Here is a 26722-nt window from a genome sequence, read left to right as displayed (position 1 = left end):
CTGATAAAGCAGGGGCGAGTGCACTCGCCCCATGATCAGTTAGTAGAGGTTGCGGGAGAGCTTGAACGACTTGAACAAGCGTTGAGTAAACGGGTTAGTGGCCGCTTGGGCATTCACTCGATAGATCATCCCACCCCCGTCGACATTGAACTGATAGTCAACGGACGTAGTACTTGCAGAGACAACAGCCCCTCTATCCAGTAAGCGGAACAGCGCCCATGGTCCTCGAATGACTACACTACGCGGCGACAAGTTGGTTTTTGTCGGAACCAGCGTCAGTTTTGATGTTGCTGAGTCGCGTAATGTATTTGGCCAGATTAGCTCAATGCTGTCTCTTGGTCCGTGACTATAGGTAACATACTGCCCATCAACATTCAGGACACTTCGACGTTTGTTACTGCTCAAACGTAACGGCTCAACCGAGAAGCTCACGTCCAAAATCCCTTTACGATTAAAGAAGGCTTCACGGATTTTTTGCGCTTGGCGGATCTGAGCCAACAAATCACGACGGATCAGGGAGCCATCCACGCCTTTGTCTCCCACTGAAATGTTTTCATCAATAAACATTTTCAGTTGCGTGTTGTAGAAGTTATCAAGCGTACCACCCGGCGCGAAGAAGCGCTCAAAGTCCGTCAACGAGGCATCTTTACTCGCCTTAGGATTAAACGGATAGCGATTGGCTAACTTTTGCTGGTATGGACGATAAACATCTTGATACCAACGAACTTCCAAGTGCTTGATCGCAGCTTGTTTGACGACATGCCAGCTCTCGTCTGCCAGCTTATCCACCATGCCATCAAGTGGCTCAGGCAAGCCTGTGGCGATACGCTTAAGCGTATAAATGGGGTCTGTATTAACCAGTTTCACGCGAGCTTTGGTGGCATCGAGCGCAGCAGTGCCAACATCCGGTGCATCTTGAATCGATTTCAAGTAACTCTTCAGCTCTTGAACCGACGCGAGAACTTCACTCAAGTAAGCGGGTTTATCATTCACCGCTTTTAGCAAGCTATTTAAGTCAGCAAACGGCGCTTGAATTTGTGATGCCACCTTGTATTTGGGGTTTTCTGCAATGGCATCTTGCGCTTCTTCATCTAGTCCCAAACCAGACGCTAGCTGCGTGTTGGTCTCCAACGTGCGTAACAAACGTTGTAGCGGCCCCACGTGGCCGGTGAAGTTATCCAGTACCGACACTGCATCGTTGATATCACTGAAGAATTTGACATCAATTTCATTAAGAGCCATCCGCCAGCTGTTGGTATAGTCAGCAACATAAAGATCGCGAATTTTATTACGCAATGCCTTCTTATCGGCTTTGCTGAACTCTGCCGTCTCGGCTTCACCCAGTACCCAACTATCAATCAGAGCCAAATCAGAGACAGATTGCAGCTTGGGCACAAAGTAATCTTCGAAGCCTTTTTTAGTGAGCATTTGCGGAATGTACAGGTTGTCACTGTCCACTTCCCTTTCTTCAAACACCACATCAAATACCGGCCCAACAGCATTACGTAAGTTCATTGGCGCGCCCAATACCGTCTCGGCATCCAGCTTCAAGTTACGATACACACGCTGATCGGTCGGCATGGTGCGAAGATCTGCTTGAGCACGGGCAATGGTCATGTCGTAAGGGCGCATCACACGCTCTGCTACCTCATCACCTTGACGGCGCGCTGCGGTCAGGTCTGTGTGTCGCATGGCGTAATCCAGGTGACCCAATAAACGCTCTTGAATGACCTTTTGCCCTGCGAACTCACGCTGCCACTGCTGGCTGAAATAGTCCATTACGTAATCGTGATAGCGACCACTTTTATCAACCATCATGCGATAGACTCGCAAAGCCACCAACTGCTCTTGATCCGTCGTAGCCTGATTCAAATCAACCACGGTATCTGCCATTAATAACGGCAAGAAACGGCTCTTCAGCAAGTTGAGGTAAGTTTGCTCGACTTTAGGACCAATCACATGTCCCTGATAAAGACCAAAATCAGAAATGTATTTGGGCTTTTCACGGAAAAAGCCAAATTCTAACGTGGCTTGGCGGATCTGATTAAGCGGCTTTAATACCTCACGCTGGGATGCGCCATCGGCATTACTAGGAAACTGTGTTTTATATTGATCAACCTTGGTCAATACCGCATCAGCATGCGCGACGTTGGCCAAGTAATAACGGTGCCAGGTCCCCACCAGTAGCACAGTGGCAATCGAGCACGCCAATACCGACATCCCCATCAGGCGGCGTTTATGCTTGGCGACACGGAAGTTATCCGATGCGAGCCCCGCCTCTGGGTAGATGATGTTGCTGAACAGTTTTTGGGTAAAGTACACCGTCGAATTTTTCGACTTCTGCGCGTGATTGACCGCATGTGACAATCCATAACGACGAGAAGCGGCATCATCAAACGCGTTGGTCGGCACGCCCTGTTGATACACAGACGTAAAGTATGCGCCCCTAACTAAAGCAGAGGTCGAGAACTGATCACTGGCTAAGGCTTCATTAAAGAAGGTCGCTAGAATGTCTTTCAGCCCTGCCACTTGGCGTGAAAAGCTGTAAATTGCTTTACGATCTTCAAAATCCAGCGGGGCAGCTAATGCGTGAGGAACAATGGCATTAATCCGCTCAATGAAGGCAGAGTAGTCTTCATCAAATTCTTTAAGCCAAGAATCAAGATCATCAACCGAGTTTAGCGAAAAGGTAAAGCCAAGCACTTCGTCGCGTTGCTGCTTTGAATAGTGCTTAAAAAAGGGTTCAAACCCATAGAGCAAATCAAGCTTGGTTAGCGCAATGTAAACAGGCAAGCGCGTCGAGAGGGTCTCCATTAACTCACGCAACCGAGCGCGCAGTAAATTGGCGTATGCTTTACGTTCTGACGCTGTCGCCGTCGCGAGATGCGAAGCATCAAGAGTCAATACAATACCATTTAGCGGACGGCGACTGCGGGTCTGCTCCAACCATTTAACGAAGTGAGACCAAAGACGACGCTCCAGCTCACCATCATTGTTTTCATCTTTATTGCCTTGTGTGAGCAATTCACCATCAGGGTCGATAAGGACAGACTCATCCCCTATCCACCAATCAAAGGAAAAAGGGTTTTCGCTTTTTTTCCCGGATGCCCGCATCACAGACGAAAAGACAAAGTTTTGTCCAGAACGATTAATCAGGCTGGTCTTACCCGCATTTTCAAGCCCGAGCACCAAATACCAAGGTAACGCATAAAGGTGATTACGCTTGTTCAGGTTTTGCTTCATGTTGGCAACAACCTGGTTTAGTTCTTTCTCTTGGCGCTCTTCGTAGACTTGAATCGGATCTTCTCGAAGTCGTTCGGTGTGCGCTTGCTCCGCTTGAATACTTTGCAACTTACGCCATTGCCACACACCCCAAATTGCCAGTGCGCCTAGGGTAATAAAACCACTACATATTGCACGCGCTGTCACCGAGGCCAGTGGCTTTTGTTCACCAATGGTTAACCAAGGGCCAGCCCACCAAATGGCGACATTAACGAGTATAAAAATCGCTGCCAATAAAATAGGAAACGCTGCGACCATGCCAGGCTTGAGCTTTTTCGCTATTTTAAAAATGTTTTTCCACATGAATTTTCGCCCTTAATCACTCTGACGTTGTATTGCGTTCAAGTTGTTCAACCAAGCTGGGTTCCCAGTCGGTGACGCTCATGGTTTTGATTTCTTGGTGTAGCGTTTGATACTGCTCCTGAGCCATGCTGTTCAGTTGGTTCGCTTGCAGCAATTCCGCCGAGATCATCCGCCAATAAAAATGGTCGCGAGGCTCTCTGGCCGCTTGTAATCCATCATTGAGCATGGATAACGCCACGGCTATCCCACCTTCTTTGGCGAGCGATAGCGCTTCCTTTTTCTTTTCTTGCCAGTCACCGCCAACCGCTTTACCAGCCGCTTGACCGCCAGCTCCACTGGCAAGCCAATCTTTAACTGCATCCGATACAAACGGCTCTCCCCCTTTGAACTGTAGGTCTTTCAGTCCGGGAAGACGCTCGAGAAATTGACTGACCTCCGATTGAATCGCCTCACACCAGTTAGCGTGGCCGAGCTTCTGCGCAATGGTGTAGCTCATCAGGTGACCTTCAAACCAATAAGGTGCCATGGTGAGACTTTGTTCAACCTGACGCCACAGCGCGAGATCAGGGTGACGCATCTTATCTTGATAATCTTTGACTCGGTCTTGCTGCATACCACGGAGTTGCGTTTCTCCCCCGGTTTTATGATCGGGTAAGGCGGTAATGCTGTACCAGACCGCATAGCGTCGAAGTCGTATCGCCAAAGGCACACCGTCTTCTTGCTCAGCCAAAAATGAAGCAATTTTAAGTAACGTTTGCTTGGTTGCCTTATCACTGGAGTGATCAACATCTAAGCCAGCGCTACTGGTGGATGTGGTGGTGGCCGTGCGCGATGAGGACGTTGGTGTTTCTTTAGCTGCCTGGTTCGCGCGCTGACGCTCTTCCGCTTTGCGCAATTCGGCGCGAATACTGTTGACGACGCTGCTTACGACATCATTCGCGAGCGCTTTTCCTTCAATCGCCTTTTCCCATTCTTCCACCGCTTGGTTAAGCGCCTCTCTGTCTTGTGCATCAAACTGACCAAAGTCGGTTTTGTCTACCGCGATAGAAAAACGTTGTGCCATTTGGCTAAAGAACTTACGACGCGGTAGATTGCCGCGTTTGCCAGGGGCAGGGAAGCTGTCTTCCCAATACTGGGTCATGAAGCTGGCCATCACCTCAAACGCGAGAATAAAACGCGCTGGCGAGGCTTGGTTATGCAGGCACTGAAGCAAGTAGGTCAACAACTTAATGTCTTTACTCTTTTCCGCTAACAGTTTTACGACGCTGTGCTCTACCTCATCCCATTGCACATCGGCATGGGACAGCGAGCCAACCTTCATCATTTGATCTTCAACAAAATCAAACAATGGATCGTCCACTAACCGCTCGCCCACGGCGCTGTTCTCGGAGATTGGTTGCGAAATACAGCGTTTATAGTCTTTCAATTCCATGTTTACCAACCACAACGAGAACGAAGCGCACCCAGCGTCTCAGGTAACGGCTGGGTATCAAAAGTTAAACCATCAACGTATTGGGAGTTTGAACGAATGGTTAAGCGATCTTCTCTGGCCAATGCCTTCATTAACCGAATCGCAGGCAACCCCCGCGACGAGGAAAGCACGACCCCTAAATCACCGTTACGCCAGTATTGCGTCTGGCCATTTGGGAAAGTCAACTTCATTCGCCCATCCTCAATCGGCTCGGGAAGCATCAGTTCAACACGACTTAAATTATCGATACAGCTAAGCATTAACAGCGGCTGTTCACTGCCTCGGAAACCAGTCGAAAGATTACTTGCCCGCAATGTAATCCACGCGCTGCTGCCTCGGCCCTCGCCCTTCTCGGTCAACGACCAAGACTGGGGAGCGCTTTCTTGTGCGGCTGTCATCGCACGTCGCCATTGCAACGGCTTTTGAGATTGATTGTCTGTTGGTTCGGACGGCGCCACTTGGGTATTAAATACACGATCAAAGCATGCAAGACGATCGAGTCGTGACGTCACCGCGCGGCATTGTTTAGCTTGCTCAACTTGTTGTTGAGCAGAAATAGGGGCACCTGTCACCGTGGACGAGGCCATCACTGACACCAACATGACCCCGGCTAGTAGACAATAGTTTTGCTTATTCATGGGGCTTTTATCCCTAGTTTTCGGCACTTATAGGTTAGGGTCCGATGAGGAATACCCAAACTCTCGGCAGCTTTACTCTTATCGCCATCGAACATGGATAGCCGATCCGAAATAATACATTGTTCAAAATCCAGCAAGGCTTGTTTGAGATCAGCGATAGACGCCGCATCAATGTTTAATACGCTGCTTACATTCGACATCCCATGCTCAAACGCAGCGGACGATATACTCTCGCGTGCTGGAGGAGGGGCTCCCCCCACTCGTCCACTAAACGCCGCTCTATCGATGGGTTCACCATCCGGTGTTTGCGCACAGGCATATTCAACAAGGTGCTTTAGCTCTCTGACATTCCCAGGAAAAGAGTAATGCAGCAGCATATCAAGTGTTTGAGGCTGCAACTCTCCAATGCTCGTGCCATGTTGTTGATTAAATCGCGTAATAAAATGGTGACTCAGTTGGCGCACGTCCTCTTTACGTTTCGCCAATGCAGGCACATGAATGGGGTATTGAAGCAATCGATAGTAAAGATCTTGGCGAAATGTTCCCGCCTTAACTTTGTCGAGTAATTGCACATGCGTCGCTGAGACCAGACGAAAATCTGATTGACGTTCTTGATGCCCACCGACTGGACGAAATGCGCCCAGTTCGAGTACGCGAAGCAACTTAGCTTGTAAACTTAAAGGCATATCGCCGATTTCATCCAGAAATAGCGTGCCGCCGTTCGCTTGTGCAATTAATCCCTCTTTGTCACCCACGGCCCCAGAAAAAGCGCCTTTTTCATAACCGAACAGCTCACTCTCAAGCAGGTGCTCTGGAATGGCTGCGCAGTTTATAGGCACAAAAGGCTGATGCTGACGAGGAGACAAATCATGGACTGCTCGCGCGACTAACTCTTTACCGCTGCCCGTTTCACCTTGCACCAATACCGAAAGTTGCGATGACGCGGCATTAGCAATCTGTTCACGCAGGCGAACCATCAATCCGCTATCACCGATTAGCGTCGAGGCCAGACTGGCCGCTCGCTCTTGTTGACGCGTTTGTTTTTCGATATCCGTCAGCGATGCTTTTAAGGCGCGACGATTGCTCTCTTCTCCTTCCATGTCACTCAGCAATGACCACTGGTGTTGGAAAACATCGACTACCTGTAAAAAGGCCTCATCATGCCAAAGCGCAGACAATGCTTGGCTGTCACCAACCAAGCAAAGTAGCAGCTTTACATTTTTGTCATGGCGGATCAGCGGCCGGATGGATACCGCTTCAAAAAAGCCAAGCTCACCAATCGCCTGACGGAAAGCACGATTAGATTGCCAAAAAACAATCTCTTCCGCCTCGAGGTGCTTTGGTGCCGCATTTTGTAAAACGTGAGCAAATGGGGTATCAAAATCTGTAACAGACCAAGATTCCCCGCTGGCATGGCAGACGAGTTGTCTGCCATCGCAACTAGGAACCAGCAACATTCCCTTGCGCAGCTTGAGCTCCTTGACCAACACTTGGATAAAGCGATCCTGTAAATCAGCTGTTCGCCTTTCCCGAGCAAGGTCAGTAACATAAGCTAGCCAGTTACGCATTCTTACTCTACCTCGCCTTTAAATTCGCCCTCTTCGGCAAATAAACGCACGTGCGTGATCTCTGCTTTGTCTGCCAGCTTGTTCAATAGCTCAAGAGACACAGGCGGCAACAACTGCCCTTCGATAATCGCCTCAAGCATACGGGCGCCATTCTCACTACGCGTGGCCCGTTTTAAGATCTCTTCAATCAGGCTATCGTCAACGTCCACCGTCGCGCCATAGCGTTGCGAAAAGGTGTTTTCCAAGTGCGTGAGCTTCCCACGAACAATTTCTGCCAATACGTCTCGCTCAAGCGGCACATAAGGCACCACTTCCATCCGCGCGAGCAACGCTGGTTTGAAGAATGCAGCAAGCTCTGGATACAAAGCATCATCGATCGCATCCGGTTGATGCGCATGGTCGACGATAGTTTGATAGCCTAGGTTCGACGTTAGGAAGAACACGGTGTTTTGGCAGTCGATCATGCGGCCTTCGCCATCGGCCAGCTCACCTTTATCAAACGCTTGATAGAAGATGTTCAGCACTTCTGGGTGAGCTTTTTCCACTTCATCCAGCAAGACCACTGAATACGGCATTTTGCGAATGGCCTCTGTCAAGACACCACCTTCACCGTATCCGACATACCCTGGGGGCGAACCAATTAGTCGAGAGACGGTGTGTTTTTCTTGATACTCGGACATATTGATGGTGGTTAAGAATTGTTTACCGCCATACAGCTGTTGAGCCAATTGAACCACTGTCTCTGTCTTGCCCACACCGCTTGGGCCCACGAGTAGAAATGCGCCTTTGGGGCGTCCAGATCGTCTCAAATCAGCACGTGCGGTTAGCAAATGACGATGTACACGCTCTATCGCGATATCTTGCCCTTTAATCGCCTGACCCAGCAGCGTTGTCAGGTTTGTGATTTTGTAGAGCTCATCGCTGTTCATTTGATCGATAGGCACACCCGTCCAATCCGAGATAACTTCTGCCACCTGTTCGGCGTCGACGTGAGGGTGCATCAAGCGCTGATCATGCGGAATAGCGTTCAATGCATCGTATTTGTCTGCCAATGTCTTTGCTAACGCGTCACGGTCTTGCTCTTGTGACACTTCATCACCTTGCCCTTCATTGAGCTCAGCTGACAGTGGCGGGGTTAACAATGTCGCGCGTAGATCAATGATTTCCTCAGCCAATAAACGCTGCTCGTCCCAGCGTGCTTGCAGTGCATGCTTCTCGGCTTCGTCCGCTTGCTCTTGAGTTTCTAATTCGTCTAAGCGAACCTGATCGACAGGTTGACCAATAAATTGTGCGCGCTTCAACATCTCGATTTCTTGTTGACGCTGATGGCAAAGTGTCTCCAATAGCGCTAGACGCTTAGGAGGCGTCGTCAGATTAATCGCGATACGCGCACAAGCGGTGTCGAGCACGTCAATCGCTTTATCAGGTAGCTGACGTCCAGACAAATACCGTGCAGACAGCTCGGCAGCCGCTTTGAGCGCATCATCAGCAATCAACACACCGTGCGCTTTTTCGTACACACTGCCAAGCCCTCGCATGATATCAACGGCCTGATCAACAGATGGCTCCTCAAGCTTCACCAATTGAAAACGGCGAGTCAGCGCTGGATCTTTTTCGAAATATTTTTTGTATTCTTTCCAAGTCGTTGCGGCAATGGTACTTAACTCACCACGCGCTAAGGCTGGCTTGAGCAAGTTGGCGGCATCACTACCACCCTCTTGGTTGCCGGATCCAATAAGTGTATGCGCTTCATCGATAAACAAAATGATAGGGTTGGGAGCACTTTTTATCCCATCAATAACGCCCTTCAAGCGCTTCTCAAATTCGCCCTTAACCGATGCACCGGCTTGCAGCAAACCTAAATCCAGACAGAAAAGCTCAACGTTTTGCAAACGGTCAGGCACATTGCCAGCGGCAATACGAAGAGCCAGTCCTTCAACCATTGCGCTTTTACCTACCCCGGCGTCACCAACCACGATCGGGTTGTTTTTACGGCGGCGACAAAGAATATCAACCATCAGGTTGAGCTCTTCTTCTCGACAAAGCACAGGATCAAGTTCGCCATTTTTAGCTTGCGCGGTAATATTTGAGCAATACTTGTAAAGCGGTGACTCGCTTCCTTCCATCGATGGCGCTTTTGATCCTTTTTTATTGCCACTTTCCACAGCGGTTTCAGCAGAATCCGCGACAATGGCGTCAAAGTGCGTTTTTAGGCTCTCACGATTAATGCTCGCTAATAACTTGGATGCCGAACGCGACAAATAGCGATCGACACGATTCAACACCGCAAAAAAGACGCTTCCCGACCGCAATTCTGATTGGTTTAGTTCTGTGGTTGATAGCAACCACGCTTCTTGAAGGACTTCAACCAATAGCGGCGAAAACGCAGGGTAAGTGTCAAGTGTGGTATCACGCTCATAATTACCCGCCAGCGCTTGCTTTAACTGGTCAGTATCAATATTGGCTTGCTTGGCAATAAGTCGAACGTCAGACAGGGGGTTGTCGAGCAATACTTCAATAAAATGCTCAACCAACACTTCAGGATGATGACGCTCAATACACAGAGAAGCCGCTTGTTCTAGCGCCAGCTTACTTTGCTCATTCAGCTTCGAGATAAGCGTAGATAATTCAATTCGAATCACGGGGACACCTAGTTCTAATCAATGTAATATTATTTGGCTTACAACAACTGATTCAGTTGGTTGAGCACGTTTTCAGATTTCTCGTGGAGAAAGTATGAGTAACCAGCAAAAATACCGGCCCAAAGGACGATAAATCCCACAAATACAGACCAAAGCGGCATTTGTCGGCTCAGCGTATAACGAGTGCTCACAACATGATCACTCGCCTCACCTAATTGCTTCGGCTGCCTTTCATCACCTAGCAATTGATCGTGCAGTCTTTTAATCACTTTCTCGCGTTGAGCACTTCCACCGTCAATGACGCGGTACTTACCCTCAAAGCCCAAACACAAGCAGTGATAAATAAAAACCAACAGTGGTCGGTACCTATCTGGTTCACTTTCCAAGCGACCTAAAATGGTAAATACTTTCTCACCCCCCCATGTTTCATTGTGAAAACGTGAAAGCATCGAGTGTTCAGCCCAACAAGTGGAAGCACCCCATGCCGTTCCCATCACAGCTTCGTCGAGGAATGTGCACAAGATATAGCGATATGCCATCAATACGGCATGCTCATACCCTTGTTCGGAAAGCTCGATTTCAATCGCTTTTATTTCTTCAATGGTCTGGTGGTAGATTTGTTCAATATTCTCACAGCTTGAAAGTGAACGAACACGCAGAGCAAGGCCAAACAGAGGCGTTGCAGCATCCACTAGCGCATTGGGGTTATGCCCACGTAGCTGAAACCAGTAATCTTGGTCGTGATTAATTTTCTCAACGTCATCAAAAAGAAGATCGTTAAATACACTTTCGTCAGTCGCAGCCATAATCAATCTCTTATTGCCCAGAATTGAATGTCAAGGTCTTCAAACGCCGCCGCGACGTGGAATGCAAAGCCACTGGAGTTTGCCAGCATCGACCAAGCCGCACTTTCTTTATCCAACTGGTAATAGGTGTAACCCGCGTGATATGGCAGTTGGCGTGGTGCAACAGGCAGCGGGATCAGTGGGATACCAGGGAGTTGTAAAGAGATCAGCTCACGGATTTTCTCAACAGAAGACACCTTGGTTTGCTGAGTAAATAAGCGTCGTAGCTCGTCGAGTGGCATCCGCGCTTTCACCGCCACAATGAACTCCGCAGATTCCATTAGTTGCGGATCTTGAATCGGCGCAACCATAAGCCCGTAATTGCGTTTGTCCAGTTGAATGGAGACTGCACGCGGCTCCAACACCACGCTGAGACTTTGACGCAAGAAGCGAATAACCGGCCAGAACGCGTCACCCGGCATATCATGGTTATAAGCAGGCATGGCGGGCGCTAATCGGCTTTCATCGGTAAAGGTTGCCAATTCCCCACAAATTGACGATAAACACTCATACAGGCGTTCAGGGTGCAAGCTGCCTAACGATGCAAGGTGTTTCATTTGCGGATAAAGGCGGTTTAGCGAGTGCAATAACATAAAGTCTGATACATCCGCGACACCGCCTTGAGAGGGGGAGCTAATACGTTGAGCGATGTTTTTGGCGCGTTCCTGCATCAATCCGGCCATTTCGTTGATAAAGCGGTGCAGTGTTGCATTGCCCGCCACATTGAAATGACAAGGAATAAAGTCTTGATCCAGAACCACACTGCCGTCGGGACGCTTTTCAGAAATACGCGCGATAGGGATCGCCGCATAAGCGCTGCGATCTTCTTTCTCCAGCATCAACTGCAAGTGCACTGGTGACACATCTAACGTGGTCGTATCGCCCTGAATACTTTGCACATCACGCACATCAATACGACGACTTTCATAGCGACCTGAACCTTTTTCTTCTGGCCAGTTCACTTCCATTATCGATTCACTGCGCAACGGAATCGCGAGGTAAACCAGTTGGTTAGAAAGCGAGCCATCTTCGATTTCAAGTGCATCAGGCATCACATCTTCTTGTGGAATGCGAAAGGTTGTGCCGTCTGGCATCACACCCACGGCGCGTTCTATCGCAATACGACCAAACGCTAAATACTCTGGATTCAGTGATAGCTCAGAAATACCATATAAGTACTTGCTTACCGAAGTCAGTCGCTCCTCCAATAAGTACTCACTGTACCGCTGATGCTGCTGAAAATGCTGTGGCTTAATAAAGAGCCCTTCGCTCCATATCACCCGATTACGTGCAAACATTAACTTTACTCAACCTTTTCTAACTTCACGTCATAATCTTGGAATAACATGAGCAAGTGATATTCCCGGCCTTTATTCAATACCTTGACGGCTTTTTTCCATTCACCCAGGTTCGGCTCTGAAAAATGCGCCATCACACCGATATAATTGGTACCTTCATCAATCTCGAACGCGTTAACGAATTTAAACTGGCCCGGTGTGAGCACATAGTCGTAGTTATTTATAAAGTTACTACTGAGCGCATCTTCATAATCAGCGCGGAGCTGATCGAACCCAGCCGACATGAACATGGAGTCATCTTCCAATTCGAACACTTGTACCTCGATCGATGCCGGGTCCCCCGCAATATTCGGGTTTACACCTTCGTCACTGACAAGGCTAAATGTAACGGTGGTTGGCTGCTCTTCAGGTTTATATTCATCTGAAGAACTGCATGCGGTTAATAACAAGAACGCACACACAATGCTGAGCTTCTTAAACATAATTAGCCCTCCAGCTGTTTTTCACGAATACGCTTGTCGTATACTTGCTCGAAAATTTCCCAAAACAGCTTGGAGAAACCTTGCTGACGGTTAGACGTTAACTCTTTGTAGTAATTGCAATACATTTCCCACGCCCACGCAGACTCACCTTCCTCATGTGCATCGGTATTTCGTCGGCAGTGTTGAAAGCGGCGTAATAGCACGTCCGGTGAAAAAGCGTTCAAGATTTGATCTAGTGCTTCCGCAATCGCATCTTGAGTCGCTTCATTATGATCTCTGACGTTTTTCAGGCTTTCAGCAATCGCTGCCGGTGCAGACAGATGAACGAGGCTTTTATCCGCGTCATACATGGTGCGAACCGTTTCCTCGTATGAAAGCCCTAAGCGTAACGGGTTATCTTCAATCGGTTGCAAGTTGCGGTTCATGGTACCAAAACGCCCTTCTGCCGCTTGCTCGTGCAGTGCAAGTAGTCCTTTTAAGCACGCTTGCAAAGACTGCCCCATCTCCTGAGAGAGGAAGTGCATACGTTGAACGTCTTGTTCATTGGTGACACGCACTCCCAGCCCTTCCAACATGGGCCCGGTCAATAAATGCTGACCATGCCCACCTTCTTTTCGTGAAGAGGGTGCTTCACTATTCAAACTTTTCGCCACTTCTTGTTCGAGAAGTCCTAATTCTTTTTCATCCATTGGCTTCGTCTCACTGTCTGTCAATTTCGATGGAGTCTGTGGTGCCGTTTCAACTCGAGGCGCACTCTGTACTGTCTCGTCTGAGTGATAACGACTATCGCGTTGCTTTTTTTCGCCGAACCCAAAAATACGTTTTAACCTCACCGAGGCCGACATCACATCTTCGCTATCCGCTTGCGGTGTAAAAGAAGGTCGTTTTTCGACTAGGTTTTTTTTCGAGACGAGGCTATCTGTCTCTGTGTCTTGCGCTGATGGGCCATCATCCAGCAGCCAATTTGCTCCCTGAGAGGATGACTTCGCTTCTAGCTCCACGAGGGGATCAATAGGCGCAGAGGCATCCTCTAGCTCGGGTTCTACATCAACGGGTTCATTGGCGTGAGCCAGTAAATCGGTATGATTGCTGTCAAAAAGCGTATCAATATGACCCGTATCAACGTCACCCTCTTCGCCCGTCAGCACACGCACTTGGTAAGGGCCAATTTGCATTTCATCTTTGTGTGCCAATCGTGCAAGCTGCCCTTTTCCTAACGGCATCTCTGTTCCGTTAACAAACGTTTGTCCACACTCATCACGGACACAAAAAGCGCCATCAACCACCAAGATTTCACAATGCACGTCATGAACACGCGCCATTCGATCTTTCAATCGCCAGCTCGCCATTGCAGACGATCCAATGGTGCCACCCGTCTCAACAAAGCGAATCTGTGCCGACAACCCAGACTCTAGGGTTTGCGCGTTCGCGACCACGAGTGTTATGCCGTTTTGATGTTGAGAGACCATGTTTATTGCCTTACCTGAATGAGTACGCGCTTGTCTTGCAAGTCTTTCCCAAGGAAAGACGTCCATCCCAGCGCAACCTGTTTTCCTAATTGAAGCGCGGGCGTTTCTTCGTCTGTCATCGACAGCTCTATGTCGAACGCCATTTGCTCACGTAAAATGAACTCAACTAATTTGCACAGTGGCTGATACTCTTTACCCACAGGCAGAAAGTCGTTAAAGCGCTCTCGGGTCAGGTTTTTGATGCAAATAACAAACTTGCCATTGCAATCAAAGACCGACTCGCCAATCACGGTGTCCTCGCCCAAGCGCCCGTTCATGCACCCAAGAGACATTTGCTGCTCCTTGGCTATTTTCACTTTGCGAGTCACCCATTGGCGGATTTCAACCTGTTCAAGGTCAAAACAATGCGCAATGATGCCGGAAACCACAGTTGGCGAACGACTTCTCCCCGCTAGCGTGCCGGCATAGGCCAACATTTTGCACCAGTTGATTGGGGTCTCACCCCTTAACTGGGGATCTCCTAACCCAACAAGCGCGAAGAGCTGCGCAGAGAACTGATCTTCTGCACCTGGCTGAAACCTCACGTAATAACGATATTTACGCCAGATCCGGTATACCAACGCGATTAGCCGATTATTAAAAAAGTCCAAAAATGGTCTTTTAATACCGCCAGGCTCTTCATGGAGAAGCTGCTCGGTAATAAATGCCGGCAATGGTGATTGCGAACCTGCTAGCCCTAAAAAGTTCGTTAACATCACCGTGTGATCGTTAACCTGATCAAGCGATGATATATCTGACGCAGCAAATCCAAGACTGGGATTAGCGCTAAACACCAGCTGACACTCGCGCTCCCACTCTTCTTCCTCAGGGTTCAACCCTTTATGCTTTTGTAAAAGCTCAACAAGTTGGAAGAAGCTATACACTCGCGCATCTTGAACAAGATCAGCCGCACTAGGTGCCAACTCCTCTAGATGAGTGGTTGCATCCCGACTCTCGTCTGCCATGTATAGGTCTCGTTATTCGTTGTGTTGATAACGGTAAGCTCATGAAAAGAATTAATACTCGCGTATAACGAGAAAAAGTGGCTGAGCACCGTTCCAAATAAATATAAATCGCCTTCCGAGCCAAAGCCGTCTTGATTGAGATAAATCGTGGACTGCAAGCCTCGAACCGGCATGCCACGTAATAACTTATCCATGGGCTTGGATTGAATATCTTCAATCGCGTCTAGGCGTTTCTTACCCACTCGCTCTGCTTGACGATCCACCAACGCACGAAAATCATAAGCGGTTAATACACAGCTCAATGCGTCTTTTGACAGGAGCGACAAGTAATTCAACGATAAATTAGAAATCAACATCCATAGCAAGCTGCCATCCAGCACAGGCCTCAATGCTTGCGTTGGGATTGTAATGTTTTCGAACTCTGCAAATGGCGGTGAACTGTCCGTTGGATAGCAAATATCTCCGACACCTAAGTCCAATGGAAGTTGACGATTTGTGCAGGTCAGCTTAATTGACACCGCCTCATCGACATCGACGGATGCTGACTCATCCCCGCGAATAAACGAGATAAAAGAATCAAAACCATCCCCGCGAATGCTGTTTTTTACCCGTGAGCGGTAATAAAGGGTTTCTCGATTACGCACCCGCTCTACTTCATGTTGAAAGCTCTCAAACGGGGTATAAACCCGCTTTTGACCACGTACCGGTTTACCATCAATAACTTTGTCTTGCCGACCCGTGACACTATCAATACTGAACACTTCATAATGGGCTGGCTTACCGCTTGATGGAATAACTTTGTATTCAGTGCTCTTTCCGGTGAGATCGATCGGGTCTGCGTCATGATCAAACAAGTTAATGACGGGGGTGCAATATAGCTGAAAGCTCTCTGATCTCACTCTGACATCTGACGGCAACGTTTTAGACAAATGTAACTGCACCGTAAACTGGCCGTAGACATTGTTCGGTATTGCCTTATCTAAGCCGCTAATATCAAAGAAATGAAACGCTTCAGGAAATGACAAATATTCCTGTAGGACACGATAACCGTCATACACATTTTGTGGATATGGCAATAGACCATCGCCAGGATTAAATCCAACCGATGAAAACGCATCTCTTGGTAGCGAGAACTCAGTGCCATCGACGTGTACCGTGAGTTTTTCGAGATGATGACTCAGCCACAAATAGATCATTTGTGCGCTATATTTATCACCACCAATGTAAAAACGCAGCGTGTTGATGTTGGCATCTCGTACCGACATATCACCGTCTAAGGTCATTTGCAGCTGAATTGTCGTCGCTTCACGTGTGTGTTCAGCGTGAACGTTAGAACAATACAGTGGGTACAACTCAACCTCTCGGCAAGTTTGAAAGCGACACTGGGTTTCCATAACAGGCTTACTGTCAAGCTCCGTCCCCTTAGCAACAACTTGCTTTTCGCTCAAACTCCCTTCTGGCTTAAATTGCGCGATACACATACTCGGCACTGGGCGTAAATAGTTAGGCCAGAGCATATTGATAATCGAGTGAGTCAGCTCAGGAAAATCATCATCAACTTTTTCGCGCAGCTTGCCGGTTAAAAACGCAAATCCCTCCAACAAACGCTCTACATCTGGGTCTGTATGTCGACCATGTAAAAAGCGTGCGAGCTGGGGGTGCAGTTCAGTAAAGGCTTTACCTTGCTCTTTTAAAAACGCGAGCTCTTCTCGAAAATACTTGTCTTGCGTCATGCGGTTTACAACACTCGATATTGGCGGTTCTGGTCTAAAAGCAAGCTAAGTTGAACTTTCTCGTGGAGCGCTTCGCTATTCACGGTGGCAACAATGTTGAATCGCAGCATAAGTGGCGAGTGCGGATCAAAATCTGATGTCACCAAAATATTGGTTAGCCTAGGCTCATATCTTTCCAAACATCCTTTAATGGCTAACTTGACCCTCAGCGACAGATCTAAGCTTTCGAGTGTCGCGTCGTTAAAATCGATCAGCCCCAAGCCAGGCGAGCTTTGCGCACCACCAATACGCGTATTCAACACATTAGCGATATTACGTTTTATCGATCTCACTACGTCTGGACTGCTCGGCCCCTGAGTAATTGAAACAGGCTTAGCGTCGGCTTCTAGACGCTCCAAGAAGCCGACACCAAATGCACTGTCTTCTAGCGCAACGTATGACATGATTACTGATCAAGCCTACCAACAAGAGACAGCTCAAAGTTCGCACCCATATACTTAAAGTGAGGACGAACAGCTAGCGACACCTGATACCAACCAGGGTTCCCTTCCACATCGCTTACTTCAATTTTGGCAGCACGAAGTGGTCGACGGCTACGCACGTCTGCTGGTGGGTTCTCTTGGTCAGCAACATATTGCTTCAGCCAGGTGTTTAGCTCGCGCTCAAGGTCTTGGCGCTCTTTCCAAGAGCCAATTTGCTCACGTTGTAGCACCTTGATGTAGTGCGCTAGACGATTAATAATCATCATGTAAGGAAGCTGTGTACCAAGCTTGTAGTTCGTCTCTGCTTCTTTACCTTCTTTGGTATTTGGGAATACCTTAGGCTTCTGAATGGAGTTAGCAGAGAAGAACGCCGCATTGTCACTGCCTTTGCGCATTGTCAGACCAATAAAGCCTTCTTCCGCAAGTTCGAACTCTTTGCGATCGGTGATCAAGACTTCGGTTGGGATCTTGGTCTGTAGGGCACCCATTGATTCATAAACGTGAACAGGCAGATCTTCTACTGCACCGCCGCTCTGTGGACCAATGATGTTCGGACACCAGCGATACTTGGCGAAGCTATCCGTCAGGCGTGTTGCAAATGCAAACGCTGTATTACCCCAAAGATAATGCTCATGATCTTGACTGACGTTTTCGTGGTAAACGAAAGACTTGATCGGGTTCTCCGTTGGATCGTAAGGCACACGTAATAGGAAGCGTGGCGCGGCCAAGCCAAGATAACGTGCATCTTCAGACTCACGTAATGAGCGCCATTTCGTGTATTTAGGGCTCTCAAAGATAGATTTAACATCTTTGATGTTTGGAAGCTCCTCAAACGACTCAATGCCAAAGAACTCTGGCCCGACGCTTGAAATAAATGGCGCATGTGCCATGGCGCCCAGCGCACCCATATATTGCAGCAGCTTCATATCTGGGGTTGATGGCGTAAAGGCATAGTTACCAATAATGGCGCCTGTTGGCTCACCACCAAATTGACCATAACCTGACGAGTATACGTGCTTATACAGGCCTGATTGTGTTGTTTCTGGCGCGAATTCAAAGTCGTCTAGCAACTCTTCTTTGGTAACGTGCAAGATGTCAACTTTGTTGTTCTCGCGGAAGTCAGTACGGTCGACAAACAATTTAAGCCCACGCCACGCTGATTCCATTTCTTGGAAAGACGTGTCGTGCAAAATTTCGTCCATTTGAGCACTGATCTTTTTATCAAGCTCAACGAGCATCTGATCGACAAGAGACTTATTCACAGGCTCTTGTGTTTGATCATTACCCACGAGGTTTTCAATAAAGGCTGCAACGCCTTTTTTGGCGACATCATAGCCCTCTTCGCTAGGCTCAATACGCGTTTGCGCCATGATCTCGTCAAGTAAGCCACCTTCTTTTACTTCAGGAGACTCTACGACTGATTCACTTGTAGACATGTTTCTATTTCCTAAGACTTAATTAACTACTAATTTGAATCAATTACTCTTTCGGAGCATCATCATCGCCACCGACGATATTTAGCTCAGCAAGCAACTTTTCACGAGACTCCTCAGAATTAAGCAGCTCCTGCAAACGATCGCGGAAAGCAGGAATGTTGCCTAGAGGACCTTTCAATGCAACCAAAGCTTCACGAAGCTCAATCAGCTTTTTGAGCTCAGGAACTTGGTCAGCAACTGAGTCAGGTGCAAAATCACTCATGGATTTAAAAGACAGCTCGACWGGCAATTCTGCATCTTCATCGTCGACAAGTTGATTTTTTACCGTGGTGGACAGACGCAAATTGCTCTCGCGCATCACATCTTCAAAATTGTTTTTATCTACAGAAACTGTTGCACGGTCTTCAACGGGCGTCTCTTCTGTATGCCCCTTAAAATCACCAACAACCAAGGTTTTTAGCGGGAGCTCCACTTCTGCTTGCTGGTCACCCGTCGCGGGGACGTACTTGATATTAATGCGCTCTTTAGGCGCTACGCTTCCTTCTTTGGACACTTTGAACCCTCGATACCTTCACCAAAATGACAGCACAGCCAGGAGTGACCCTGTCACGCTGAACTGCGTTAACATCTTAAAAACATCAATGACTCGCTGTGCTGCTATCACTGACGGTGCGCCAGCATACATAACGAAAAATTAGACATTAATTAAAATTGCACAAATTTGGAGCAATGCCTCATTTTTATTTTTTATTGGCAAAAAGGTACGGTTTTCTGACATTTTAACAATTCCATGACATGGGTAGATGTAAATAATACGTTAGTGAGCAATAGCTCTAGAATAAGGGTAAATACCCTTGTTTATTTACGGGAATATAATTAAACAACCTCTAGTGCCATTAAGAAATATCTTATTACCTTTAGGTATTTAGCTTCACATAATGAGAATAATGGGAAGGTAGTGGGCTAGCAGATACCTAGCCATCTGACCTCCTCCATATCCGTCCACCTGGACGCTTTAGTGATGAAAATGTGAATAGCACCGTATTTGAACAAGCTTAGAGCGGAAATCGTGTGATCATCGCGACACATTAAACGCGACAACACGCGCAAGATGTGCACTCGACCCACTAACACTTATGTTGTGCGTATACCCTCTCCTCCCTTTGTTCTCCTCCTCTCTTCGCTCGTTGCTTAGGAGGATGTGCCCTTTTCTTAATTAAGTAACACTAGTGTCAATTATCGTCTCTGTCGGCGCGCTACCGGTTGTGCCATCACTCTTCGCACGACGCCATTGTCTCGCCACTCGACGAATCAGAGTATTTCTTTGTGCGGTTTTCTTTGTGCGGATAGTGATTATGAAAAAGTTGCGTACCCTTTCTATAAGTCAACGGATAAGCTTAGCTGCCTCGTCCATCGTCCTGATCGGTCTTGGAGCAGTGAGTGCTGTTTCCTTGTCAACGCTGAATAGCAGTCAGTCAGCAATGTCATCCCAGGTCACTGAAAACGTAAAGCGTGATCAAGTGATTAAGATGCAAAATCGCGCGACAGCGATTAGCGAGGAGATCCATGCGTATATTGCCTCTCCCCTCGATACGGTGCGGACTATCGCTCAGATTTATACCTCCGAAGCGGAAAAGAATAAGTCAGCACGGATCCTCGACCGAGATGATATACCTAGGATCATGTATTCGATTTTGAAACGCCAACCTGAATGGCACAACATCTACACCGAGTGGCAAAAAAACGTGTTAGGCGCCGATGCTTTTTACTACGGCGACCCAACAAGCGCTGCAGATGGGCGCTATGTGCCGTCTGTGTCGGTGGATGAGAGCGGGGAAATGCGCCTTACCGCCGCGCAAAATTTCTCTGAAACCAACCCTTGGTATCAATGCCCGGTGAGCACACAAAAAGATTGTATCACCGACCCGAGAACCGCTGAGATTAATGGCAAAACCCAAACGGTGTTTGATGTGACAACCCCCGTTTTCCGTTTCGATAAAACCGTTGCCATGGTGGGGAGTACACTGACTACAACACAAATCCAGTCCATTCTGGCTAAACGCGCTGATAGTAACGGTAAGCTGTTTGTTGTCAGTCAAAATGGCCGAATCGTTGCTAGCACCGATCAACAAGTCCAGCATGGTGCCGCGGTCTCCAAACTATCCTCTCCCGCTTATCACTCTCTTGCCAAGCTTCAAAAGCAAAGCCATAAAAGCCAATTCAAACAAACCGATTCGCACTTTTATGTGTCGCAACCGATCGAATTTGGCAATATGTCTCAGACGTGGTCAGTGATGATTGTGACCCCCAAGCAGGCCGCGATGGCACCCGTCACACAGCTGAATCAAATGATGACAGACGCCGAAAGCGATATTCAAAACACCATATATTGGGTGAGTGGCCTCGTGCTTCTGCTGGCCTTTGTGATCATTCAAATCGTTATCAAACGTCAATTAGCACCGCTGAGTAGCGTCGAGCAATCGATTCAAGCGATAGCCCAAGGTGGTGGCGATTTAACGCAGCGCTTGTCGGTTAATGGTAAGACAGAGATTGATCGTATTAAACACTCAGTCAATCACATGTTGGATGCGCTGCAATCGATGGTGGGACAAATTCAACAAGCAGGTGGACGTTTGTCCGACACATCAACGACCGCCAATAACGCCATCACCGATGCCCACCAAGCCCTGTCTGATAATACCGAGACATTACACCAAGCCGCGACGGCAATGGAGCAACTGACCGCGACCTCAAAAGATGTGGCAACCAACTCTGAAGCCTCAAAAGAGAAAAATACCGCAGTGGTTTCATCGCTGAATCAATGCATGGAGAATGTGGCTAACAATGTGGCACGTAACCAAACCGCCAACACAGATCTGCAAAAAGCCAACAGTTTTGTCAGCGAAGTCAAAGCCAGTGGTAGCGATATTGCCTCTCTGCTCGACGACATTCGCGGCATTTCAGATCAAACCAACTTGCTAGCGCTCAATGCCGCGATTGAGTCGGCACGCGCCGGTGAAGCTGGCCGAGGGTTTGCGGTTGTCGCTGACGAGGTACGTGCCTTGGCCCAGCACTCACAAAAATCTGTCGACCAAATCGTATCGACGCTGGAAACCTTCAACCAACTCCTTACCGATATTGAAGCTGTCATCCAACAAGGTGAACGTGGTGCCGCGGAGGGTTATCAAGCAAGTGTTTCCGTGCAGGAGACCTTAACCGAGATTGTTGATTTGGTGCAGCAGCTAGGCGATATCAATTACCAAACCGCAGGCGCGGCGGAAGAGCAAAGTGCCGTCTCTCAGCAGGTGGCTGAAAACATCCAGGCACTGTCACAACGCATAGAGCAAACCTTGTCACTCAGTGAGCAAGCGCAAGGCGCAAACCAAACCCTCAATCACGAGGCCAAAACGATTCGCCAACTGGTCGATACGTTTACGGTCTAGTTTCCAACTTTATTCCACACTAAAAAGGGCAACCAACGTTGCCCTTTTGAGGTTACGTCTTGTTAAAGACGCGATGTAAAACGTAGCTTAGATGGTGAGATTACTTCTTATCTAATTGTGCTTTCATCGCGTCACGAAAGACTTGATCAGCGTCAGTAATACCCAATTGCTCCGCATCACGCAGCAAGCCCATTGCTTTGTCGACATCGTTGTCTGCAATGGCGGCCCGAATAGCCTGGTGATAAAAACTAACGCTTTCTTGTTGCGGGCGTTCAGTGGCGGAGAGCGCAGGAAGTACGGAGGACTGAGCACTGGTACGTGCGGTACCTGCGCCCAATGCGGTTGCTTCAATCGAAAACGTGCCAGTCAACGCGCGCGGCACTTGAATATCACCTACCTCCGGAAAGTAATTCCCTCTCCCCTCTGCGTCCAATTTCGCTGGGTGGCTAACCGCCACCGTTTCATTAAGTTTATCTTTATCGGTAAAAATAACCAAATAGAGCGAACTGTCGCCAATTTGTGGATGGACTTTAATATTCCCTTGCAAACGGTTTCCATCGGCTAGACGGGGCTTTAGATAGACTAACCCATCATCATCAAGCTCAGCACGAATATCGCCAGACTGGTTAATGACTTTAGCACTTGGGACAAAAACACTGTCGTTGACTTCTGCCTCAATATTGATAGTTAATCCATTTTTTATCATTGGTAAGTCGAAAATGACGCCAGGGCTATCAATGCTAAAGATATCGAGGACTTGTGTTTGCGCGGTGACCGCTATTTTTATCTCTTTGTCCATTGTTATCGGCAGTTTTTTCGCTTTTTCAAGCTGCGTCACTGCCTTTCCTGTCGGTGCAACCTTATATTGGTTATCAACGAACGTCGAGCACCCACTAAGTAATAATAGCCCAGAAATAAATAACACTTTCTTATTCATATAAAACACCTAAAAAAATAGCCGACAATTGTCGGCTATGAAAAAAGACAGTTTAAAAAAAGACTTACCACCAAGCTTCCAATTGCACACCAGTTACGAACTCTGAGTCACCTTTGTCACCAAACGTATCTCCTTCTTCATCCGTAATATACGTACCGTAGAAGCGAATCTCAGGACGCGACCAGAAGCTGTCACCCATTGCCCATGCTTGAGCTAAAGTAAACTTGTGGCCTCCTTGGTCTGTTCCTTGATTTTCTCCATCAAAGAAGCCGACCTCACCGATAGTGCGCATCGTGTCGTTCCACTTATAAACAGGACGCACAACAGCGGTGAACATATCAGAGTCGCCCTCACCATCTGTTAAGTCCGAGCCATTATGATAAGAGAGCTGATGTCCGAGTTCCATCGATGACCCAACATTCATCACACCCCAGTTGATAATACGGTAGCCTTTCGCATCGTTTTTATCATCGGAGCCGCGGCTGTACCATGCACCAGAACCAAAGCCAGCAATCTGATCACCGTATCCTGCAGAACCATATTGCAAGATTGTTTGGTTGAAACCATTGTCCATATTTTGATGCACAATACCGGTAAGCATAATACCATCATCAGCCGCTTCGGTTTGGTCATCTTTTTCTGTCGCAAAGTTATAGGCCGTAGCGAGCTCTAAGCTAGCATCTTTCCACAAGCCGATATTGGCTAAGCGCGCATCAAAAATATAGCCTGAGGACTGATCATTTTCTCCATCTTGAACAAACGCTAAAGAAAGCTTTTGATCGCCCAGTGAAATATTTTCAATACCGCCACCAGTACCTGATGTATTCAAGAAATAGAAGTCAGTAATGTGGATATCTTTACGTTGATAATAGCGCTTACCCGCCCAAATAACGGCTTCAGGATCGGATGCAATCACACCTTTGGCTTGGACATTAAATTGCGCGACATTGATTTCGCTATCTTCCCAACCATTTTGGCCTTTATCGCTAGAGGCAATCATAGATTCCAGTTTCCATGATTGCTCACCCGTTTGAAGTTCTTCTGAAAAACCGAACTCGTAATAGTTGTCGTCTTCATTACCCAAACGACCAACTTTATTCTTTTCAAAAGCACTATCACCCGCACCATCACCACCGATCGCAGCACCCGCACGAGCATAACCATTAAAATCAACAGCGAACGCTGAGGTGGCAGTGACAGCAGCTGCGACAGCCGCCGCAATTAAACTTACTTTTCTCATACCTTACTCCATAATGCGCCTTTTTTACGTGTCCCTTCACACCGGCAGTGGGTAGTGGAAAAAGACAGTGTGTCCAAGGCTTAGCTTTCTTCGTTATCCTGGAAATATCCTATCCCTGAGCGGTCATTTTCGCGTCATCCGATCGAGAGGGCGAAGGGGGAGGAGGAGTAAGGAGGAGCTAAGGCGGATTATCCTAACTTGTCGACATCGATCACTGAACCAAGGCGTAATTGGTAATTGGGTTTCTTTTTTACCCCCTACAAAACGTCGAACAGATCACTATTAATAATTTTATTCATAGCGATATGAAACTTTATTACATGAGGGGCAATGATCATAAATGTGACGTCAGATTGAATTATTTATAGGTAACCGCTCTAATAGCGACTCGTCTCATTTAACGGTGTTAGTTATGTCGGTTTGTTTCCCATCTCCTTATGTATTAGGGGCGCAATTACACCCATCAGGCTGTCGGTTTACACTGTATGCGCCAGACCAGGACTGCGTACATTTACTATTGTGGCATCAAGCGCACCAACCTCAGCGGATCGCTATGCACGAATATAAGCGCGGCTACTGGACACAAGATGTTGCTGATGTCGTTGCAGGGCAAGAATACAGCTTTGAGGTCTCACATGATGGTCAAATCTGGTGTGTGGCTGACCCTTATGCTCAGGCCATTACCGGTCCTTTAACCTATCAGCCTCCCTATACATTATCGCAAAGCACACAGGTTGCGCGCTGCCAAGTCGTCGATCACGACTTATTTGATTGGCAAGGCGTGTCATCGCCCCAACGCTCAATGTGCGACACCGTTATTTTCGAAACCCATGTTAAAGGGCTAACTCAACAGCACCCAGATGTCTCGCCAACACAGCAAGGACGTTATTTAGGCTTGGTGTCACCAGCGATGTTGGCGTTCTATCAAAAACATCAGATTAATTGCCTGCAACTGCTGCCGATTACCTGTTGCTTACCGGAGCCGCACTTACTCAGCCAGCAAAAAACCAACTACTGGGGCTACAACCCATACGTTTGGATGGCACCGGATCCACGCTACGCGGAGAAAAATGCGGTTGACGAGCTGAAAACGGCAATACGCGAACTACACCGCCACGACATCGAAGTCATTTTAGACGTGGTGTTTAATCACACGGCGGAAGGCGGAGAAGGTGGGCCGATTCTTCATTATAAAGCGCTTGATCATGCCATGTACTTACATGATGGCCAACGGCTGCGCAACCATACCGGTTGTGGCAATACCATTGATATACGCCATTCTGCTGCAATGAAGCAGGTGCTCGACACCTTACGTATGTGGGTTACCGACTATCACGTGGATGGGTTTCGGTTCGATCTCGCCGCCACCTTAGGGCGAGACGGCGATACCTTTGATCCCCACAATGCCTTTTTCCATGCCATCGCCCAAGATCCGATCCTTTCTAAGGTCAAATTGATTGCGGAACCATGGGATATAGGCCCCGATGGGTATCAGCTAGGACAATTTCCGATTAACTGGGCCGAATGTAACGATAAAATCCGCGACATCACGCGCAGTTTATGGCGAGGAGAGCCAGGTATGCTACAGGATTTCGCCACGCGGTTGATGGGGTCACGCGACTTTTTCAGCGCAGCGTATTGGCCGGATCACCTGCCCATCAACTACATCACCTACCATGATGGCTTTACCCTGCAGGATGTGGTCAGTTATGCCAAGCGGCATAATCACGCCAATGGCGAGAACAACCGAGATGGCCATGGCGATAATCGCTCCGCCAACTATGGTGTTGAAGGATCCACAAACAATACTGATATTATTGAGATAAGAACTCGGCAAAAACGGAATATGATGGCGAGCACCCTCTTCTCGCTGGGGGCGCCGCACATTCTAATGGCCGATGTTTTAGGGCACTCGCAACAGGGAAACAACAATGCCTATTGCCAAGACAACCCCATCAGTTGGTTAAACTGGCAAACGCAGGATCATGTTTGGTCAAACTGGCTTGCCACCATGATTGCACGTCGCAATGCTATCGTACCGCGCTTTATCGATGCGTTGAGTGGCACACAGCGCCATTGCAATCAGATTGTGTGGCGACATCCGAATGGCGATTCTATTCACGATCATCAATGGCCAAGCCTGCAAGCACTTAGCTGTCAGATCACGCCAGGCGCACACCATTCTGACGCGGGTCAATCGCTGCTCATTGCCATTAACAGCGGCGACACCGCGCACAACCTACGGCTTCCACCAAATCATCAGTGGCGTATTGTCTGTGACAGCGCAACCAATGAAACGACTATCACCACACCCGAACCGTCCCTGATATTGGCAGGCAAGCACTTTGTAGTCTGTATTGACGGTGACTGGCTGTAGCCCAATATTACCCACATCAAAAAGGCAGCTAATGTTAGCTGCCTTTACTTTCGTGCTCTTGCTTCGCCTGAG

18 protein-coding genes are annotated in these 26722 nt (G+C 48.1%); 2 read left to right on the top strand and 16 right to left on the bottom strand.

Annotation, left to right across the window (positions count from 1 at the left end):
• Window positions 1-39: 39 nt before the first annotated feature.
• The 14 genes from tssM to tssB all read right to left on the bottom strand — a co-directional run bounded on the left by tssM (window position 40) and on the right by tssB (window position 19206).
• Complete coding sequence (gene tssM, locus BZG72_RS10285) at window positions 40-3540, bottom strand: type VI secretion system membrane subunit TssM (protein ID WP_198531497.1); 3501 nt, start codon at window positions 3538-3540, stop codon at window positions 40-42.
• Window positions 3541-3601: 61 nt separating this feature from the next.
• A complete protein-coding gene (tssA, locus tag BZG72_RS10280) occupies window positions 3602-5017 on the bottom strand; it encodes a type VI secretion system protein TssA (protein WP_077666731.1) in 1416 nt (471 codons plus the stop codon).
• Between the two features lie 2 nt (window positions 5018-5019).
• Window positions 5020-5694, bottom strand: a complete 675-nt coding sequence (vasI, locus tag BZG72_RS10275) for a type VI secretion system-associated protein VasI (protein ID WP_241832542.1) — start codon at window positions 5692-5694, stop codon at window positions 5020-5022.
• The gene (locus tag BZG72_RS10270; protein ID WP_077666730.1) at window positions 5691-7262 is read right to left on the bottom strand and encodes a sigma-54 interaction domain-containing protein; all 1572 of its coding nucleotides are present in this window, start codon (window positions 7260-7262) and stop codon (window positions 5691-5693) included. Before BZG72_RS10270 ends, vasI begins: the two co-directional genes overlap by 4 nt.
• Window positions 7263-7264: 2 nt before the next feature.
• Window positions 7265-9904, bottom strand: coding sequence for a type VI secretion system ATPase TssH (gene tssH, locus BZG72_RS10265; protein WP_077666729.1), 2640 nt, complete (start codon window positions 9902-9904; stop codon window positions 7265-7267).
• Window positions 9905-9942: 38 nt separating this feature from the next.
• Window positions 9943-10710 carry a type IVB secretion system protein IcmH/DotU gene (icmH, locus tag BZG72_RS10260; protein WP_077579349.1) on the bottom strand — a complete coding sequence of 256 codons (768 nt, stop codon included), beginning with the start codon at window positions 10708-10710 and terminating at the stop codon, window positions 9943-9945.
• A 2-nt stretch (window positions 10711-10712) separates the two neighbouring features.
• A complete protein-coding gene (tssK, locus tag BZG72_RS10255) occupies window positions 10713-12047 on the bottom strand; it encodes a type VI secretion system baseplate subunit TssK (protein ID WP_077607262.1) in 1335 nt (444 codons plus the stop codon).
• A 5-nt stretch (window positions 12048-12052) separates the two neighbouring features.
• Entirely contained in the window at window positions 12053-12529 is a 477-nt protein-coding gene (tssJ, locus tag BZG72_RS10250; RefSeq protein WP_077666728.1) for a type VI secretion system lipoprotein TssJ, read from the bottom strand.
• Between the two features lie 2 nt (window positions 12530-12531).
• The gene (gene tagH / locus BZG72_RS10245) at window positions 12532-13998 is read right to left on the bottom strand and encodes a type VI secretion system-associated FHA domain protein TagH (protein ID WP_077666727.1); all 1467 of its coding nucleotides are present in this window, start codon (window positions 13996-13998) and stop codon (window positions 12532-12534) included.
• A gap of 2 nt (window positions 13999-14000) precedes the next feature.
• The gene (tssG, locus tag BZG72_RS10240; RefSeq protein ID WP_077579345.1) at window positions 14001-15002 is read right to left on the bottom strand and encodes a type VI secretion system baseplate subunit TssG; all 1002 of its coding nucleotides are present in this window, start codon (window positions 15000-15002) and stop codon (window positions 14001-14003) included.
• A complete protein-coding gene (gene tssF, locus BZG72_RS10235; protein ID WP_074214291.1) occupies window positions 14966-16735 on the bottom strand; it encodes a type VI secretion system baseplate subunit TssF in 1770 nt (589 codons plus the stop codon). Before tssF ends, tssG begins: the two co-directional genes overlap by 37 nt.
• A 5-nt stretch (window positions 16736-16740) precedes the next feature.
• Complete coding sequence (gene tssE, locus BZG72_RS10230) at window positions 16741-17178, bottom strand: type VI secretion system baseplate subunit TssE (protein ID WP_077579343.1); 438 nt, start codon at window positions 17176-17178, stop codon at window positions 16741-16743.
• Window positions 17179-17180: 2 nt separating this feature from the next.
• The gene (tssC, locus tag BZG72_RS10225) at window positions 17181-18653 is read right to left on the bottom strand and encodes a type VI secretion system contractile sheath large subunit (protein ID WP_077457793.1); all 1473 of its coding nucleotides are present in this window, start codon (window positions 18651-18653) and stop codon (window positions 17181-17183) included.
• Window positions 18654-18696: 43 nt separating this feature from the next.
• Window positions 18697-19206 carry a type VI secretion system contractile sheath small subunit gene (tssB, locus tag BZG72_RS10220; RefSeq protein ID WP_077579342.1) on the bottom strand — a complete coding sequence of 170 codons (510 nt, stop codon included), beginning with the start codon at window positions 19204-19206 and terminating at the stop codon, window positions 18697-18699.
• Between the two features lie 928 nt (window positions 19207-20134).
• Between tssB and BZG72_RS10215 the strand changes: the two genes are divergently transcribed.
• Window positions 20135-22096, top strand: a complete 1962-nt coding sequence (locus BZG72_RS10215; RefSeq protein ID WP_158075466.1) for a methyl-accepting chemotaxis protein — start codon at window positions 20135-20137, stop codon at window positions 22094-22096.
• 100 nt (window positions 22097-22196) lie between these two features.
• Here BZG72_RS10215 and BZG72_RS10210 read toward each other — a convergent pair whose 3' ends face one another.
• Window positions 22197-23033 (bottom strand): MalM family protein, encoded by an 837-nt coding sequence (locus BZG72_RS10210; RefSeq protein ID WP_077666725.1) that lies wholly within the window; start codon window positions 23031-23033, stop codon window positions 22197-22199.
• Between the two features lie 64 nt (window positions 23034-23097).
• The gene (lamB, locus tag BZG72_RS10205) at window positions 23098-24273 is read right to left on the bottom strand and encodes a maltoporin LamB (protein WP_046075897.1); all 1176 of its coding nucleotides are present in this window, start codon (window positions 24271-24273) and stop codon (window positions 23098-23100) included.
• Between the two features lie 412 nt (window positions 24274-24685).
• On the opposite strand from lamB, the gene BZG72_RS10200 reads away from it, so the two are divergent.
• On the top strand, window positions 24686-26650 hold the full coding sequence (locus tag BZG72_RS10200) for a glycogen debranching protein (protein ID WP_077666724.1): 1965 nt from the start codon (window positions 24686-24688) through the stop codon (window positions 26648-26650).
• The last annotated feature ends 72 nt before the right edge of the window (window positions 26651-26722 follow it).

The sequence above is a fragment of the Salinivibrio sp. PR6 genome, from assembly GCF_001995955.1.
In the GTDB taxonomy this organism is placed as follows: domain Bacteria; phylum Pseudomonadota; class Gammaproteobacteria; order Enterobacterales; family Vibrionaceae; genus Salinivibrio; species Salinivibrio siamensis.
This window is presented reverse-complemented; position numbering and strand designations above follow the sequence as displayed.